We start from the raw sequence: 15,919 nt of genomic DNA on the forward strand, positions 1-15,919 counted from the left end.
GCGGGCGTGGGTCAAGATTGACCGATATCCTCGAAACTGTTTCGGCACCCCCGAAACGGAATGGAGTGTCGCAATGCCCGGCATGAGCGTCAAGCTGTGATTGGAGCCAGACGCAGAACCGCATGATGATCGCCCGCCCCGGGGCGGACGGCGCAAGTCCATCGCCCTGTCACGCTCCGTCGTTCTTGCCGTGCGATCATCCCGTGATTGAGGCTCGCCCGACGGTCGATGGCGCCGGGGGTACGGGATGGCCGGTCGCGGAGGAGCGACGATGACGAAGGTCGGGGGGCATGGTCGGCCCGGCGAGCAGCTGTTCCGGCATGGACGCCCCTCATCGTGTCTCATCTTGAGTGGACGCGATGTTTTCCAGATCCTGTTCAGCCTCCTATGGACCGGCTTCTTCGTCGTCTCGTACAGGAGAGCGTGGCGCGAGAACGGAGACCTGTCGTTCAGGATCTTCGGCATCCCGGTCCTGCTCGCCGGCCTCACCATCACGGTCGGCCGCTTCGTCCTCGACGTTCATCTGCGTAATACCCTCGCGCCTTGGCATCGACACGTCGATGCCAAGGCGTTCGGCGCATCAGCGCCGGTGCCCGTTCGGGCGTGCCTTGCGCCGTCGAACGGATCCGTTCGAAGGCGCGGCGGTATGAGACCATGCACGACCTCGTCCCCGGTCGACGCATCGTCATCGACCGGCGGGGCGTATGGCCGAGAACGAGGTCCCCGGCCCGCGCCGGCCATGCACAATCCCGCCGGGTCGTGAGACCATCGCGACGCAGGCCGTGTTGACAGTCACCCTCAGCCCGGGAGCCCCGCCATGCCCGCCCTCATCGCCCTCATCGCGCTCCTCGCCGGCGCGCTCAACACCGTCCAGGCGGGGGCGAACACGACCCTCAACAAGGCGCTCGGCCAGCCGGTGCTGGTGGCCCTCACGGTCTCGGCCGCCAACGTCCTGGTCTATCTCGCTGCTGCCCCGTTCGTCGGACTCGGCTGGCCCGGGAGCGGCCGGTTCGCCCAGGTGCCGTGGTGGGCCTGGCTCGGCGGCGCGATGGGGGGCGCCTACGTGCTGGCGATGATCTTCCTCGCCGGGCGGCTCGGGTCGGCGGTGTTCGCCGGGCTCACCGTCACCGCCGGCCTCGTCACCTCGGTGGTGCTCGACCATTACGGCTGGGTCGGGTTCGCCCAGCACCCGGCCGGTCCCGGGCGGATCCTCGGCTGCGGGCTGATGATCGCCGGGGTCGCGCTGATCTCGTTGTTCTAGGCGGCTCAGCGCCACGCGCCCGGGTCGCGCGCCTCGCGGCCGGAGACTGGCGCGGTCTGCGCGGAGAAGGCCGGGGCGCGGCTCACCCCCGGATCGACCGTGTTGACGTCGGCGAGAAGCAGGGTCGCGACGGAGGCGCCGAGGCCGGTGATCACGAAGGCGGCCGTCACGGCCCGGGGCGCCCCGAAATGCCGGACGATCAGTGCGATCGCGATCGCGACGGCGAGGAAACCGACGGCGCTGTGCCACATGAGATCATCGCTCCCGTTTCGGGACATCGTGCCCCGTCCACGGGCGGGCGGTGCGAGCGGCGTGCCGGCAGGGCGGTCCCGTTTCAACGACGAGTGCGAGCCGTCGAGACCGCACCGGCCGGGTCCTGCGCCGACCCACGTTCCCCCGTCGGCTGTTCGGCCCTAAGGAGGACGCGACCGGTCTCCAGGAACGCCCCGATGCCCACGCCCTCCGCTCCCCTCGCCCTCGGTGTCATCGGCGCTGGCATCATGGGGGAGCGCATGCTGAACGCCGTCCTCGCGCAGGACGTCCCGTCCCACGAGGCGGCGCCCGTCCGGATCGCCGCCCTGTGGGATCCGAGCCCGGCGGCACGGGCGCGCATCGCCGCGAGCTTCCCGGCGGTGCCGGTGGTGGCGGATGCCGACGCCGTCGTGGCGGCGAGCGATTGCGTCTACGTCGCCTCGCCGCCGGCCTCGCATCTCGGCTATGCCCGGGCGGCCCTGGCGGCGGGCCGCAGCGTGTTCTGCGAGAAGCCCCTCGCCGTCGACCTCGCCGAGGCGCGGGACTTCGTGGCGGGCGCAGGGAGCCGCGGGGCGGTGAATTTCCCGTTCGCCTCCTCGCTCGGCGTGGCGGCCCTGTCGCAGTGGATCGCCGAGGGTGCGGTCGGGACGCCGCGTCGCCTCACCATCGAGGTCGCCTTCGCGCGCTGGCCGCGGGGGTGGCAGGCCGACGCCGCCGGCTGGCTCGACGGGCGCCGGGAGGGCGGCTTCACCCGCGAGGTGGCGTCGCACTTTCTGTTCCTCAGCCGTCGCCTGCTCGGGCCGCTGCACGACCTGACGGCGCAGGCTGGGTTCCCGGAGTCGGGCCGGTCCGAGCGGTCGGTTGACGCCACCTTCCGGGCCGGCGAGGTGCCGGTGCAGCTGCGCGGCAGGGTCGGCGAGACGGCGCTCGACGATCACAACACCTGGACGCTCGAGGGCGAGGCCGGGGCCGTGCGCCTGCGCGACTGGGCGATCGCCGAGCGGCGCCAGCCCGACGGCAGCTTCGCGCCCGCCCCCGACGCGATGCCGAACGAGCGCGCCCGCCCGATCGCCCTGCGCCGCCAGCTCGACGGCGTGGCGCGGATGACGCGGGGCGAGCCGCACCATCTCGCGACCTTGGCGGAGGCGCTGGAGGTGCAGGAGATCGTCGAGGCGATCCTGGCGCAGGGCCGCTGATCCCCCGGACATCGCGTCACACCCTGCGACCCGGCCGAAGGCGGCGGTCCGAGGGCTCGCTCGCCGTCGGGTCGGCTCCCGGCGGCGGTTAGGGCGCTGCCGCCGTTGCCGAATCCCATTCGCTCATCGACTCCGCGTCCGGTGCAGAACAGCCGCTTGCCACGTCTTGGATCACCATGACGAATGGTGTCGAACCGGGCCGAACGGCCGGGATCAGTAGTCCTCCGCGAATGAATATCATTTGATCGCACGTTAGCTCCACACAGGCTCGTCGCCCTTCGTCCTGCGTCTCCGGGATCGAGGCGACCCGGAAAGGCCGCGAGGTCTCGCACCGGGATCACCCCGGCAGGGTGAGGCGGGCATTGTACTTCGGCAACGAGGGATCGGCTGGGCCGGTCGACGGAGCGTGCGAGGGATGAGAAGCGGGACGGCACGGATCATCGGCGATGACGGCGCGGCCGGCGGACGGCGCCGGTGAGCGCCTGCCCCTCTCCCCTGCGCGTCCTCCTCGCCCATAACCGCTACCAGGTCCGCGGCGGCGAGGATGCGGCGGTGGCCCGCGATCTCGCCGCCCTGGCGCGGGCGGGCTGCGCCGTCGAGGCGGTGTTCCTCGACAACGGCGCCATCGATTCCGGCCTCGCGCGCCTGCGGGCGGCCGTCGCGACGACGCACGCGCCGGAGGGCATCGCCCGGGTGATGGCGGCGGCGCGGCGCTTCGCGCCGGACGTGGTCCATGTCCACAACTTCTTCCCGCTGCTCTCGCCGGGCATCCACGCGGCGGCCCGGGCGGCCGGCTTTGCCACCGTCCAGACCCTGCATAATTACCGGCTGATCTGCCCGGGCGCCTTCCTGATGCGCGACGGCGCGCCCTGCGAGGTCTGCGTCACCGGCTCGCCCTACCAGGCGGTGCGCTTCGCCTGCTACCGCGGCTCGCGGATCGGCTCGCTCGCCGTCGCCCGGATGGTCGACCATCACCGCCGGGCCGGCACATGGAGGCGCGACGTCGACCGGTTCGTCGCCCTGACGCCGTTCGCCCGCGAGCGCTTCGTCGCGGCCGGCATCCCGGCGGAGCGAATCCGCATCCGGCCGAACGGCCTGCCCGATCCGGGACCGCCCGCGGACGGCCCGCGCGACGGCCTCCTCTATGTCGGCCGGCTCAGCCCCGAGAAGGGCGTGCTCGTCCTGGCCGAGGCCGCAATCCGGGCCGGCAGACGGGTCACGGTGATCGGCGACGGGCCGCTGGCGGGCGCGCTTGCCGGCCATCCGGGCCTCGACCTGCGGGGCGCTCTCACCCCCGACGCGGTCCAGGCGGCGATGGCGCGGGCGGCGGCGGTCGTGGTGCCCTCGCTCTGGTACGAGGGGCTGCCGATGGTGGTGGCCGAGGCCTTCGCCGCCGGCACCCCGGTCGTCGCCTCGCGGATCGGGGCGCTCGCGAGCCTCGTCGCGGAGGGCGAGACCGGCCTCCGCGTCGAGCCGGGCGATGCCGCCACCTTGAGCGCCGCGCTCGGCCGGATCGCCGGCGATCCGACAGCCGCATCCGCCATGGGGCGTGCGGCCCGCGCCGTCTACGAGCGCGAGTGGCGCGAGGACGTCACCACGCGCGCCCTCCTCGACATCTACCGCGACGCCGTCGCCGCCCGGGCGGCCGAGGTGCGCCTCTCGCCGACAGGAACCTGAGCCATGGCGCACGATCCCCTCGTCCCCTCTTTCGAGATCGGCGGCGTCCCGGTCTCGGCCACCGACATGGCCGGGCTGATCGCGGCTCTCGACCGCCGGCTTTCCGCCGGGCCGGCCCAGCCCGGCACCTTCGTGGTGTTCCGCGACGCCCACGGGGTGGTGCGGGCGCAGACGGACGCGACCCTGCGCGCCGCGCATCACGAGGCGCTGCTCGTCTGCGCCGACGGCCGTCCCCTGAGCTGGATCGGCCGCTGGCGCGGCCTGGCCTCCATGCAGCAGGTGCCGGGGATCGAATCGGTCGAGGCGGTCTGCCGGGCCGGGGCGGCCCTGGGCTGGCGCCACTATTTCCTCGGCGGGGCGGACGGCGTCGCCGACCTGCTGGCGACGACGATGCGGGCGCGGGTGCCCGGATTGGCGGTGGCCGGCGTCGAGACGCCGCCCTTCCGGCCCCTCGACGCCGCCGAGAGCGAGGCGATGCGCGCGCGCATCCGCGCCTCGGGGGCGCAGATCGTGTGGATCGGGCTTGGCACGCCGAAGCAGGAATTGTTCATGGCGGCCCATGCCCCGCATTTGCCGGGCACGGTCGCCATGGGCGTCGGCGCCGCCTTCGACGTCGCCACCGGCCGGATCCCGCGGGCGCCGAAGCTGCTCCAGGTCGCCGGGCTCGAATGGGCCTATCGGCTCGGCCGCGAGCCGCGGCGCCTGTGGCGGCGCTACCTCGACACCATCCCGCGCTTCCTGCTGATCGCCGCCCGCGACGCCCTCAACGCCCGAAAGGCGCCCCGGCCCGCCGGGAGCGGCGCATCCGGTCGAACGGGATCGTCGGCAGCCTGAGCCCGGCACCCTGCGCCAGGTCGGCGAAATCCTCCGGCCTGGTGGAGCTTCGGGCAAGGTCGGCCAGGGCCTTCGGGGGATTCACGGGACCGCTGTTGCGGGCCAGGGTCTGTTCCGCCTCGCTCCCGCCGTCGGTGAAGCGGAACGGCTCGCTCGCGACCAGCAGGTTGTCGGTGAGGACGTTGCCGGTCGCGACCGCGGGACGGTCGTAGAGTAGCCCGGGGAGCCCCGGATAGCGCGCCCGCCAGGGCGCGGATTCCACCGGCATCGCCGCGTAGGCCGCGCGCAGCTCCGATTGCGGATCGGTGATCGCATCGCGGGCCCAGGTCTGCCCGCGGGAATCGACGTGGACCGCCGGGCTCGAGGCCACGAAGACGTTGCCCTCGATCCGGTTGTCGCGCCCGCCGCCGAGGAAGACCGGCTGGTCGACCCGCAGGAACAGATTGCCCGAGACGGTGAAGCCGCTCGCCATGTCGTCGAGATAGACGCCCTTGACCTCGTGGGTGGCGTCGCCGCGGATGTCGTGCAGGACATTGCCGCTGATGACCGTGCCCCGCGCGGTCCAGTCGCGGCCGGCATAAATCGCGCCGGTATCGGTGGCGCCCTTCAGAAGGTTCGCGATCTCGTTGCCGGTGATCCGGTGGTCGTTGCCGCGGATGTGGAGCGCATAGGCCGGCGAATCATGGATGTCATTGCCCGCGACCTCGGCCCCGACCCCGTCGACGGCGACCGCCGGGTGCTGCGTCGGCATGCGCCGGGCGTAAGCCGTGAGTCGGCTGTCGCGCAGGAACAGGCCGCCGGGGGTCAGCGTGCGGCGCTCGCCACCGGAGAGCACGACCGCCTCGGCGCCGCTGCCGGCGACGTCGCTGCGGGTGATGCCGCTGTCCCGCGCGCCGTCGAACACCGCCCCGCGCCCGCCGGACGGGCCGAGCGCGCTGTCGGCGATGACCACGTCGCGACCGCCGCGCACGCTCACGAGGTCGCCGCGGGCCATGGCGAGGCGCAAGGACGCGACCCGCAGGTGGGACGTCCCGTCGGTCGCGAGCAGCGTGTCGGCCACCGAGACCTCGACGGTCTCCCCGGCCCGCGGCCAGGCGAGCAGGATGCCGCTCTTCGCGTCCCGCCACCAGGCGCCGGGCCGGTCGAGGCCGGCGAGCAGGTGGACGAGGCGGACCGGCGCCTCGGCGCCGATGCCCTCGTAGGGCGTGCGGTCGAGGGTGAAGCGCGTGCCGCGCCCCTGGGGGGCGAGGCGCCGGACCGGCAGCGACTCGAACAGCCAGCCCCAGCGCCAGTATCCCTCCGCCCACAGATCGGGCTCGTCGCGGAGCGTCGCTGGCGCAATCGCCAGGGTGAAGCCCGGCCCCTCGCCGCCCTCGGCCCTGGCGAAGCCCTCCGCCGGCCAGCGCGCCGGATGCATCGCCCCCTCGCCGTCGAAGACCTCGAAGGCGGGCGGCGCCGGCGGGCCGTTGAGGACGATCGGCGCCTGGATCCGGGCCGACCGCGCCGAGGGCGGCAGCCGGTAGGCGCGGACATGGCCCCGCGCCGTCCCAGGCAGGCGTCCGGCCAGCGCCGGAGGCACCGGGACCGGGGCGAGGCGCTGGCTGCCGACGAGCCGGGCCGACCCGTCGGCGGGGCCGCGGATCACCAGCGGCGTCCCGGCGCTGCCGCCATCCCCAGGACCGAGCCGCACCGCCTCGGTCAGGCGGTGCAGGCCGGGGGTGAGCGCGATGACGATCGCGGCGCGCCTGTCGCGGGCGCGGTGCCGGCGGGCTTCGGCCAGGGCGTCCGGCAGCGAGGCGACGGCGCCCGGGCCGGGGCGGGTCCCCTCGGCGGCGACCGTGATCTCGATCGGGGCGGATCTGGCGGGCGACCCGGCGAGGAACGCCGCGGCGGCAAGCAGGAGGAGGGTCCGCATCGAGGCACCTTTCCGGGCCTGGCGTGGCGCTTCGGCCGGATTGCGGGTCGGGGGCAACGACAGTCGCCGCGTCGTTCCGAACTCCGCGGCGCGGCCCCGGGATGACGGTGCGGCTCTCAGGTCCACCGGCCGCATCGGCCGGCAGACGAGGTCCCTAGTCCTTCACCCCCGCATCCGTGACCACGACCCGCGCCCGGCGGCCCGCGCCGATCGCCTTCAGCGCCCGGTCGACCGCCGCGAGGCGGCTGCGGCGGGCGCTCGCCGCGAGGAGGAGCGCGGGGATGCGCTCGTCGGCGATCAGGCGCTCGGTCACCACGTCGCCGCCGACGAGGCCGAGATCGACGACGACGAGGTCGGCGTCGCAGCGCATCAGCGCGTCGGCCAGCGGTCCGGCAAGGTCGCGCGGCAGGTCCGCCGGGCGGGGCAGGACGCGCAGGCCCGACGGCAGGGTGATGAGGGCGTCCGTGACGAGCGCGCGGTCGCGCAAGGTCGCGGCGAGGTCCCGGGGCGCGGCCGCCCCGAGGTCGCGGGTCAGGAGGCCCTTCGGGTCGGCATCGACCAGGACCACCCGCTCGCGGTCGGCCGTGGCCGAGAGCGCCAGCGCCCGGGCGAGCGCCGACTTGCCGGCCCGGTCGTCGGCCGCACTGACGAGGACGACCAGCGGCGTCAGGCCAGGATCGGCGGCGGCGAGGCGGTGACGCAGGCGCGCGACCGCCACCTCGTAGAAGCCGTCGCCCCGGGCGCTGCCGAACGTCCCCCGCAGGGCTGCGGCGCCGACCATCCCGCGGGGCGCCCGCGGCAGGGCGTCGAGGCCGGTGCGGCCGAGATGGCCTTCGAGCCGCCGCCGCGAGCGGACGCGGCCGGCGAGCAGTTCGAGGGCGAGGCTGCCGACGAGGCCGACGCCGAGCCCGGCCACCAGGGCGGCGATGAAGACCACCGGCGTCGGCGGACCCAGGCGCTTCTCCGGCGGCGAGGCCGGCGAGATGATCCGCGAGGCAGAGGTATCGAGGCGCTGCTGCTCCTGCAGCTCGCGGGCGCGGACTAGAAAGGCCTCGTAGACCGCCCGGTTCGCCTCGACCTGGCGCTCCAGCTCGCGCAGCTGGACGAAATCGTCGCCGACCTTCAAGGCGTCGGCCTTGCGCCGCTCCAGGGTGTCGGCGAGGGTCCGGGCGCTGGCGAGCGCGGCCTGGTAGTCGTTGCGGCTCGCCGCGGCGATGCGGCGGATCTCGGCCTGGATCGTGCCGCGCAGGGCCTTCTCCTGCACCAGGGCGGCCTGGTAGCTCGGGTGGCGCCGACCCAGGGTCTCCTCGGCATCGGCGCGCAGGCGCTCGACGCCGGCCAGCTGGCCGCGCAGGGCCGCGATGGTCGGGTTCTGGACGATCTCGTTGACCGAATCGGAGGGCCCGCCGGCGAGCACGCCCTCGATCTGGCGCAGCCGGGCGCCGGCATCGAGCGCCTTGGCCCGGGCGGCGCCGAGCTGCTCGCTCAGCTGCGTCAGCTGCTGCTCGCTCACCAGCTGCGAGCGCGTGCCGACGAGGTTGTGCTTGGCCCGGAAGGCCTGCGCCTTGTCCTCGGCCTTGCGCAGGTCGCCGCGCAGCTCGGCGAGCCGGCTCTCGATCGCCTCGCCGGCCCGGCGGGTGGTGTCGGAGCGGGTGGCAGCGTCGCGGGCGAGGTAGGTCTCGGCGACGCCGCGGGCGAGGCGGGCCGCCTTCTCGCGGTCCTCGGAGGTGACGCCGAGCTCGAGCACGAAGCTGCGCTCCAGGCGCCGCGCCCCGACCCGGTCGCGCAGGGCCCGGAGCGCGGTCAGGCGGGGATCGGCCGGCGGCTCGGCGCGGCCGGTGAGGCGCGCCACCATCGCCTTGACCGCGCCGAGCAGGGTCTCGCGGCCCTGGAACTCGGGATCCCGGGCGAGGTCGAACCGGTCGACGACGCGGCCGAGCACGTCGTCGGAGGTGAGGACCCGGAGCTGGCTGTCGACGAGGAGCAGGCTCGCGTCGCTCGCCTGGTCGGGCGGCGTCAGCCCGTCCTTGACGACCTGGAGCCCGCGCGGATCGATCAGGATCTGCGTCGAGGCGGCGTATTGCGGCGGGTTGAATTGGGTCCACGCGGCCGCGGCGGCGAGGAACAGCAGCACCGGCAGCAGCACGGTGAGCCAGCGCAGGCGCACCGAGCGCAGGATCTCCCGGGGGTCGAGGAACCAGGGCTCCCGCCCCTCCTCCCCGCGCGGTCCCGCACCGATCAGCAGGCCGTTCCGGACATTCTCGACCATGGTCATGACGGGTCCAAGGCCTCCCGAAGGATCTCGTTACGGGTCGGAAGTGGTCCGTTCCGGGACGACCGGAGCGGATCATCTTCCGTTTGACGCAAGGACTTCAAGCCGCGGGCCAAGTCCGCCCGATCGCCCGGCGCCTCTCCCGCTGCACCTCGTCGGCGGATGGCGGAGCGACCGCCGGCTCGTCCAGCCGTGCCAACGCCTCGGCCTCGCGCCGGGCCGCTCGGGCGGCGGCGAGCACCGCCACGTAGGCGAGCACGTTGACGTTCCAGTCCTGGAACAGGCCGGGGGTCGTCATCCCGTTGAGGGCCAGCATCAGGATCAGGCAGGCGACGAGACGGCGCGTGCCGCGGTCGGCGCGCGACGCGAAGCGGATCGGCTCGATGAGGGTGACGAGGGCGAAGCCGAGGCCGACCAGGCCGGTGCCGGCCCAGGCGCTCAGGAACATGTTGTGGGAGGAGGTGATGAACACCGCGTCGCGGCCGAGCTCGTCGGCAAGCCCGGTCGTCGGGATCAGGAGCTGCACGAAGCGGTCGGCGGCCGAGTAGCCGGAGCCGAGCAGGTGGTCCTTCGTCGCCGCGATGAAGGTCGGCCAGAACTGGCCGCGGCCGGTGGCGTTGGCCAGCTCCTCGCGCGGTTTCTGCAGGACGACCGAGAGCGCGTCGAGGAGCGCGGGAAAGCTCGACAGGCCGACCATCAGGAACAGGAACACCACGATCGAGACCAGCACCAGGATCACCCCGGCGAGGCGGATCCCCGGCCGGCGCGAGGCGATCATCAAAGCCGGCCCGACCGCGATCAGCGCGCCGGTCGAGGCGGCCGATCCCGCGATGATGAAGCCCGCCGCCGCCAGCACCAGGTAGCGGCCGCGCCGCCGGTTGGGCGGGCCGAAGACGGTCGCGAAGCCGAGCAGCGCGCAGACGAGCGGCATCATGTTGTTCTTGGCCGAGGAGAACACGATGCCGGAGGCGAGATTCTTCAGGATCTCCGGCGTCACCGAGACGAGCCAGGCGAGGGTGACGATGGCGAGCAGGTCGGCGAGCCGGTGCCGGATGTCGGGCCGGTCGAAGATCAGGATCGACGAGAGGGTGAACACCGCGAGCTCCGCGGTGCGGTAGAGCGTGTAGGTCGGCACGATCGACCAGGCGGCGCTCACCCCGTTCATGGCGATCATCAGGGTGAACGGGAGGTAGGGCATCGCGAAGGGCAGGAGCAGGATGCGCCGGTCGGCCGCGATCTTCACGACGAGGTAGAGGGCGGTCAGCCCGGTGAGCACGACGGTGACGACGTTCGAGGCCGTCAGCCCCTGCTCCAGCACGGCGTTGCCGTCCTCGCGCGGCACCGTGAAGACCAGCGGCATGAAGGCGAACACCACCGTGAGGGCGAGCGGCCAGAAGACCGGCGCGTCGGCGGAGGGCAGCCGCACCGCGAGGCGCCGGCGCAGGACCGGATAGGCAATCGTGAACCAGGTCGCGACCGCGACCGCGATCAGGACGTTCAGCATCGCTCAGGTACTCTCCGCCTGGGGAACGGGCCCGCGGCCGAGGGAGGCGAGCAGCGCCGCGAGCGAGGCGCCGTGCGCCAGCACCACCACGGCCGCGGCCCCGGTGGCGCCGTAGCGGGTCAGGAGCGGCTGGATCAGCGCCAGCGACACCGCGAAGCTCACCGCGAAGGCGCGGAAGATCACGTCGGTGCGCCGCCGCGCCCGGAAGATCTGGGCCACCATGTCGCGCAGGAAGATGAACACCACGCCCAGCGCCAGCCAGCGCAGGCAGGGCGCGAAAGGCACGTAGGGCGCGCCGAAGACGAGGCGCAGCCACAGGTCCGCCGGCACCGCCACCACGGCGAGGAGGAACCCGACCGGTACGCCGAGGCGGCGGGTGACGCCGAGGAGATAGGCCCGGAGGGCCGGCTCGCCGCCGGCCTCGTAGGCGCGGCCGGCACCGGTCGGCACCACGTTCTCGGTGGCGGCGAGCAGCAGGAGCACGATGCCGACGAGGTACTGCGCCGCCCGCAACCCCCCCAGGGCCTCGTCGCCGAGCGCCCCGCCGGCGAGGATCCAGACCAGCTGCTCCTGCCCGAAGGTGACGAACACCACCGGCAGCAGCCAGCGCGCCATCTGCCAGTGCCGCCGGGCGGCGACGGCGAGGTGCCGGCGTCCGGGCTCGACCGCCCGGCCGAGCAGCACCGGCAGGGTCGTCAGGAATGCCGTCAGCGCCAGGAGCTCGACGAGGCGGGGGGCGTTCAGCGGGATGCCGAGCGCCCACAGGGCCGCGACCGCGACGGGAAACGCGGCCGCGCGGGCGAAATCCATGGCGAGCGCCCGGCCACCGCCCTCGTAGGCGAAGAGCAGGCGGCGCGCGGTGAGCTGGAGATTCTGCGCCAGGGTCAGCGCGCCGGCGGCGGTGACGAGATCGACCGGCACCGCCTCGCCCTGGGCGGCGAAGTAGAGCGCCAGCGCTCCGGCGACGCCGAGCGCCAGGCCGGCGGCCAGCACCAGGGCCCCGGCGCCGACCGCGGCGGCGTAGCGGGCGGGGCTGCGGACGGTGCCGGCGAGCGTCATCAGGGGTGCGGTGACGAGGGCATTGTGCAGCCCCTGTGCGAAGCCTGCGACGATCAGCACGAGGGCGAAGCGCCCGAACGCCTCCATGTCGATCAGCCGGGCCGCGGCGATGCCGGCGAGGAAGCCGAAGCCGCTCACCGCCCCCTGGTCGAGGAGCGAGAGCAGGGCCGGCCCGCGCAGGCGGCTCAGTCGTGCCGCGGCCATCGTCACCGCGCGAGCCAGGCGCCGGCCGCCGCCGTGACGAGGCGGTTGCGGCCGAGAAGCCAGAGCGGGCCGCTCGAGGCGACGTTGCGGGTCAGCCCGCGCTTGAAATCGTAGACGCCGCGGTTGTTCGCCGGGTCGATGCCGCCGAAATCGAACACCCGGCAGCCCTCCTCCACCCCGCGGCGGAGGAAGCTCCACACCGCCAGATAGGCGGCGGCGTTGGCCTTGGCCCGTTCGGTCGAGGCGGTGAAGAAATCGGTGAAGCGGTCGCGGCTCCGATGCGCGATGCGCACCAGGCACGGCTCGTCGCCGTCGCGGATCTCCAGCATGACGTGGCGCGGGTCGTTCGCCGCGAGGTCGCGATAGGCGGCGGGGTCGAAATCGTTCGAGAAGCCCTTCCGGGTCTTCAGGGCCGCATACATCGCCGCGAAGGCGTCGAAGGCGGCGAGCCGCTCGCCCGGGTCGTCGAGGAAGCGGGCCTTGAGGCCCGGGTTGCGCTCGGCCTTGCGCAGGGCCTTGCGCCAGCGCGGCTCCATCCCGGCCTGGATCGCGTCGAGCCCGCCCGTGAGGTCGACCTCCAGGGTGTGGCGGCCGGCGGTCGTCACCGGCTTGAAGCCGGTCGCCAGCAGGCCGAGCACGGCGCCAGGGCTCTCGGTGCGGGCGAAATCCACCACCGCGAGGTCGAGCGGCCCGAGGGCCAGATGGGCGAGGAGCGCCCGCAACACCGCCTCGCCGTGGCGCTCGCCCTTGTCTGTGAGAAGCGGCCCGCCCTGGATATAGACCTGCCGCGCCGGGCCGCGGCGACGGACCTGGGCCTGGGCCAGGCCGAGGAGGTCGCCGGCCTCGTCGACGACGCCGAGCCGGGCGACCGCGGCGCCGCGGCGCGTCTTGTAGGTGCCCCAGCCGGAGGCCGCGAAGATGCTGCCGCGCCCCTGCCCCCACACGGCCTCGTCCCAGGCCGGGACATCGGTCATCGGCGTCACCCGCATTCCGGTCTCGTGGTTCGTTCCGGTCATGGATTCCCCGTGCCAGGATGCGACAGCCCCCGCCGCCATACCCCCTGGCCCGCAAGCGGCGCGCCGCTTGCGAGAGGCGTGAAGTCTCGTTCGCAAGTCTCCGTTAGGCCGGATCTGCGACGATGCCAGGGCAGCTGGGGATTCCCGGTCGCGATCGACAGGGATCTCGGTAGTCTTCTCGGATCCCGGTGATTGTCCTGGAACTCGGTAGTTTTCTTGGCTTGCTGCCGCGGCGGACCGGTCTCACCATCGAGGACCAGCGGTGTCGCAACGGCGGACGGGATGCTGCAACCCATCAAGACACTCGCGCGCGACCACCCCGTAATCCGGGCGCTGCTGCTGCGGGCGCTCGCCCGGGTGCGCCGTCTCGCCCACGCGCCGCCGGGCCTCTACGCGCTGTGCTACCACCACGTGCCGGAGCGCCACCGGGACGGGTTCGCGGCACAGATCGCCCATCTGCAGCGGCACGGCCGCTTCGTCGGGGCCGACGAGGCGGTGGCGTTGCTGCGCGACGGCACCGTCTGCGCGCAGCGCCACTTCCTCGTCACCTTCGACGACGGCTACGCCGACACCGTCGAGGTCGCCCTGCCGGTTCTGCGCGCGGCCGGCGTGCCGGCGATCCTGTTCCTGGTCGCCGACTGGCTCGACGCCCCGCCCGCGACGCCGCCCGGCCCCTATGCCGACCGCGCCCTGGTGGCGGAGTGGCTCGCCGCCGGCCTGGAGATCGGCTCGCACAGCCTCACGCATGCCCGCATCGCGACCCTCGGTGACGACGCCGCCGCGCGGGAGATCGCGGCCTCCCGCAACGCCCTTGAAGCCGCCCTCGGGCAGCCGGTCCGGCACTTCGCCTGCCCGTGGGGCGTGGCGGAGAGCGACTACCGGCCCGGACGCGACCCGGGCCTGGCCCTGGGCAGCGGCTACGCCACCTTCTTCACCACCCGGCGCGGCGTCGCCACGGGTGCCGCCGATCTCGCGGCGATGCCGCGCCACGTCCTCGAACCGGAATGGCCGTTGCACGAGCTCGATGCCCTGATGGGAGCCCGCCTTGGGAGAGGCTGAGCGTCCGGTCGTCGTCGTCACCGGGGCGCTCGCGCCCTACACGCAGGTGCTCTACCGGGCCCTCGCCGCGTCCCTCGACCGGCCGCTGACCGTGCTCGCCTGCGCGGCCCGCGAGCCGGCGCGGCAATGGGAGCTCGCGGCGGCGGACGGGTACCGGTTCGCGGTGCTGCCGGGCCTGCGCTGGCATCGCGACGCGGTGCGCAACCTCTACGTCAATCCGGGCGTCGTTCCCCGGCTCGCGCGGTTGCGGCCTCGCGCCGTGATCCTCAACGACTTCTCGCCCACCATGGCGATGGCGGCGCTCGCCGCGCGGATGCTGAGGATTCCCTACGGGATCCGCACCGACGGCGTGCCGGAGACCGATCCGGGCGCGCGCTCGCGGACGCACCGGGTCTTGCGGCGGACGATCGTCCCGGGCGCCGCCTTCGGCCTGGCGCCGAGCGAGGGCAGCCGGACCCTGCTGGCCTCCTACGGGCTGGCGCCGGCGCGCATCTTCCGCGCGCCGCTGTTTCCCGCCTGGACGCCCCGCGGGAGGCTGCCCGCAGCCGAGGACCGGCCCTACGACGTGCTGTTCTGCGGCATCCTCAACGAGGAGGTGAAGGGCGCGCGCTTCTTCACCGACGTGATGCGGGCCTGCGCCGCCGCCGGGCGTCCCCTGCGGGTGCGGGTGGCCGGTGACGGCCCGCTGCGGCCCGAGATGACGGCGCGCCTCGCGGAAGCCGGGATCCCGGCCCGATTCGACGGCTACCTCGACCAGGAGGCCTTAGGTGAGGCCCATGCCTCGGCCCGGCTGCTGCTGTTCCCGAGCCGCGGCGACGTCTGGGGCATCGTCGTCAACGAGGCGTTGCAGAGCGGCGCGGCGGTCCTGGCCTCGCCCCATTCCGGCGCGGCGCGGGAGTTGCTCGAAGCGCGCGGCTGCGGCGTGGTGCGGCCGCTCGATGTCGCGGACTGGGCGCACACGACCCTCTCGCTCCTCGACGATCCGGACCGGCGGGCGCGGCTGCGCGCCGCGGCAGAGCAGGCCCTGCCGGATGTCGCGCTCGACCGGGCGGTGGAGGGCTACCGGGCGGGGCTCGCATCGGTCGTCTGACGCGGATCGAGTCAGGCAGCTGCCTTCATGAGGGTCGCGACCTCCCCGGAAGCGGCATCCCCCTCCCGAGCCCTGCTGGCGCGGTCCCGGCTCCTCCAAATGGGGGGCCGGTTCGGGAGGATCCCGTCACGTCCGATCCCATTCCAGACCCGCCGCCGCGAGCATGGCCCCGTCGAGGCCGCCCGCCGACAAAGCCTCGCGCAGGGCGGTCGCATCGGCGTAGATCATCACGTCGCAGGCCGGATCGCCGCCCTGCAGGCAGGTCCGGATCACGTATCGCCCATCCGCCATGCGGTACAGGGTCTGGGTCACCGGAACGGCATCCCCGGGAGGGCTCGCCGCACGGGCGATCGGTTCGGCGAACAGGCTTACCACGTCGCGCGGGGGCCCGGAGACCGGACGCGGCGGCACCGCCGGGGACTGAACCGGGTGCCGCTTCCGGGGAAAGGTCGCGTGGCTCTCTGGCATCGTCATCCTGCGATCATGGCGCCCTGACAATCTTATCGAGTATTCACGGCCGATCCGCATCCTCCGGTCGTTACCCCAGCCCAGACAAACAACTTAAAGTTTTTATTGTCTC

General features: G+C 73.7%; 14 protein-coding genes. 7 read left to right on the forward strand and 7 right to left on the reverse strand.

Annotation, left to right across the window (positions count from 1 at the left end; translation table 11 throughout):
• Nucleotides 1–271: 271 nt before the first annotated feature.
• Together FF100_RS07120 and FF100_RS07125 are read left to right on the forward strand one after the other, a co-directional pair.
• Entirely contained in the window at nucleotides 272–763 is a 492-nt protein-coding gene (locus FF100_RS07120; RefSeq protein ID WP_139034841.1) for a hypothetical protein, read from the forward strand.
• Nucleotides 764–817: 54 nt separating this feature from the next.
• On the forward strand, nucleotides 818–1,261 hold the full coding sequence (locus tag FF100_RS07125) for a DMT family transporter (protein WP_139034842.1): 444 nt from the start codon (nucleotides 818–820) through the stop codon (nucleotides 1,259–1,261).
• A 5-nt stretch (nucleotides 1,262–1,266) separates the two neighbouring features.
• Here the strand turns inward: FF100_RS07125 and FF100_RS07130 are convergent, their stop codons facing one another.
• Entirely contained in the window at nucleotides 1,267–1,512 is a 246-nt protein-coding gene (locus tag FF100_RS07130; protein ID WP_139034843.1) for a hypothetical protein, read from the reverse strand.
• A 198-nt stretch (nucleotides 1,513–1,710) separates the two neighbouring features.
• Between FF100_RS07130 and FF100_RS07135 the strand changes: the two genes are divergently transcribed.
• From FF100_RS07135 to FF100_RS07145, 3 genes are all read left to right on the forward strand, one after another.
• Complete coding sequence (locus tag FF100_RS07135) at nucleotides 1,711–2,709, forward strand: Gfo/Idh/MocA family protein (RefSeq protein ID WP_139034844.1); 999 nt, start codon at nucleotides 1,711–1,713, stop codon at nucleotides 2,707–2,709.
• 474 nt (nucleotides 2,710–3,183) lie between these two features.
• Nucleotides 3,184–4,386, forward strand: coding sequence for a glycosyltransferase (locus tag FF100_RS07140; RefSeq protein ID WP_246101947.1), 1,203 nt, complete (start codon nucleotides 3,184–3,186; stop codon nucleotides 4,384–4,386).
• 3 nt (nucleotides 4,387–4,389) lie between these two features.
• Nucleotides 4,390–5,220 (forward strand): WecB/TagA/CpsF family glycosyltransferase, encoded by an 831-nt coding sequence (locus tag FF100_RS07145; protein ID WP_139034845.1) that lies wholly within the window; start codon nucleotides 4,390–4,392, stop codon nucleotides 5,218–5,220.
• On the opposite strand, the gene FF100_RS07150 is transcribed toward FF100_RS07145, so the two are convergent.
• The 5 genes from FF100_RS07150 to FF100_RS07170 all read right to left on the reverse strand — a co-directional run bounded on the left by FF100_RS07150 (nucleotide 5,150) and on the right by FF100_RS07170 (nucleotide 13,190).
• On the reverse strand, nucleotides 5,150–7,135 hold the full coding sequence (locus FF100_RS07150; protein ID WP_139034846.1) for a right-handed parallel beta-helix repeat-containing protein: 1,986 nt from the start codon (nucleotides 7,133–7,135) through the stop codon (nucleotides 5,150–5,152). The genes FF100_RS07145 and FF100_RS07150 overlap by 71 nt on opposite strands.
• 154 nt (nucleotides 7,136–7,289) lie before the next feature.
• On the reverse strand, nucleotides 7,290–9,410 hold the full coding sequence (locus FF100_RS07155) for a GumC family protein (RefSeq protein ID WP_139034847.1): 2,121 nt from the start codon (nucleotides 9,408–9,410) through the stop codon (nucleotides 7,290–7,292).
• 97 nt (nucleotides 9,411–9,507) lie between these two features.
• Nucleotides 9,508–10,911: an O-antigen ligase family protein gene (locus FF100_RS07160; protein WP_139034848.1), complete on the reverse strand. Its 1,404-nt coding sequence runs from the start codon at nucleotides 10,909–10,911 to the stop codon at nucleotides 9,508–9,510.
• 3 nt (nucleotides 10,912–10,914) lie between these two features.
• Nucleotides 10,915–12,174, reverse strand: a complete 1,260-nt coding sequence (locus FF100_RS07165; protein WP_139034849.1) for a lipopolysaccharide biosynthesis protein — start codon at nucleotides 12,172–12,174, stop codon at nucleotides 10,915–10,917.
• Nucleotides 12,175–12,176: 2 nt separating this feature from the next.
• Entirely contained in the window at nucleotides 12,177–13,190 is a 1,014-nt protein-coding gene (locus tag FF100_RS07170) for a lipid II:glycine glycyltransferase FemX (RefSeq protein WP_246101948.1), read from the reverse strand.
• 282 nt (nucleotides 13,191–13,472) lie between these two features.
• On the opposite strand from FF100_RS07170, the gene FF100_RS07175 reads away from it, so the two are divergent.
• Nucleotides 13,473–14,249 carry a polysaccharide deacetylase family protein gene (locus FF100_RS07175; RefSeq protein ID WP_139034850.1) on the forward strand — a complete coding sequence of 259 codons (777 nt, stop codon included), beginning with the start codon at nucleotides 13,473–13,475 and terminating at the stop codon, nucleotides 14,247–14,249.
• Nucleotides 14,236–15,339, forward strand: a complete 1,104-nt coding sequence (locus FF100_RS07180) for a glycosyltransferase (RefSeq protein ID WP_139034851.1) — start codon at nucleotides 14,236–14,238, stop codon at nucleotides 15,337–15,339. Before FF100_RS07175 ends, FF100_RS07180 begins: the two co-directional genes overlap by 14 nt.
• A 126-nt stretch (nucleotides 15,340–15,465) precedes the next feature.
• Here the strand turns inward: FF100_RS07180 and FF100_RS07185 are convergent, their stop codons facing one another.
• On the reverse strand, nucleotides 15,466–15,651 hold the full coding sequence (locus tag FF100_RS07185) for a hypothetical protein (protein ID WP_139034852.1): 186 nt from the start codon (nucleotides 15,649–15,651) through the stop codon (nucleotides 15,466–15,468).
• Between the last annotated feature and the right edge of the window lie 268 nt (nucleotides 15,652–15,919).

It is taken from the genome of Methylobacterium terricola (genome assembly GCF_006151805.1).
In the GTDB taxonomy this organism is placed as follows: Bacteria; Pseudomonadota; Alphaproteobacteria; order Rhizobiales; family Beijerinckiaceae; genus Methylobacterium; species Methylobacterium terricola.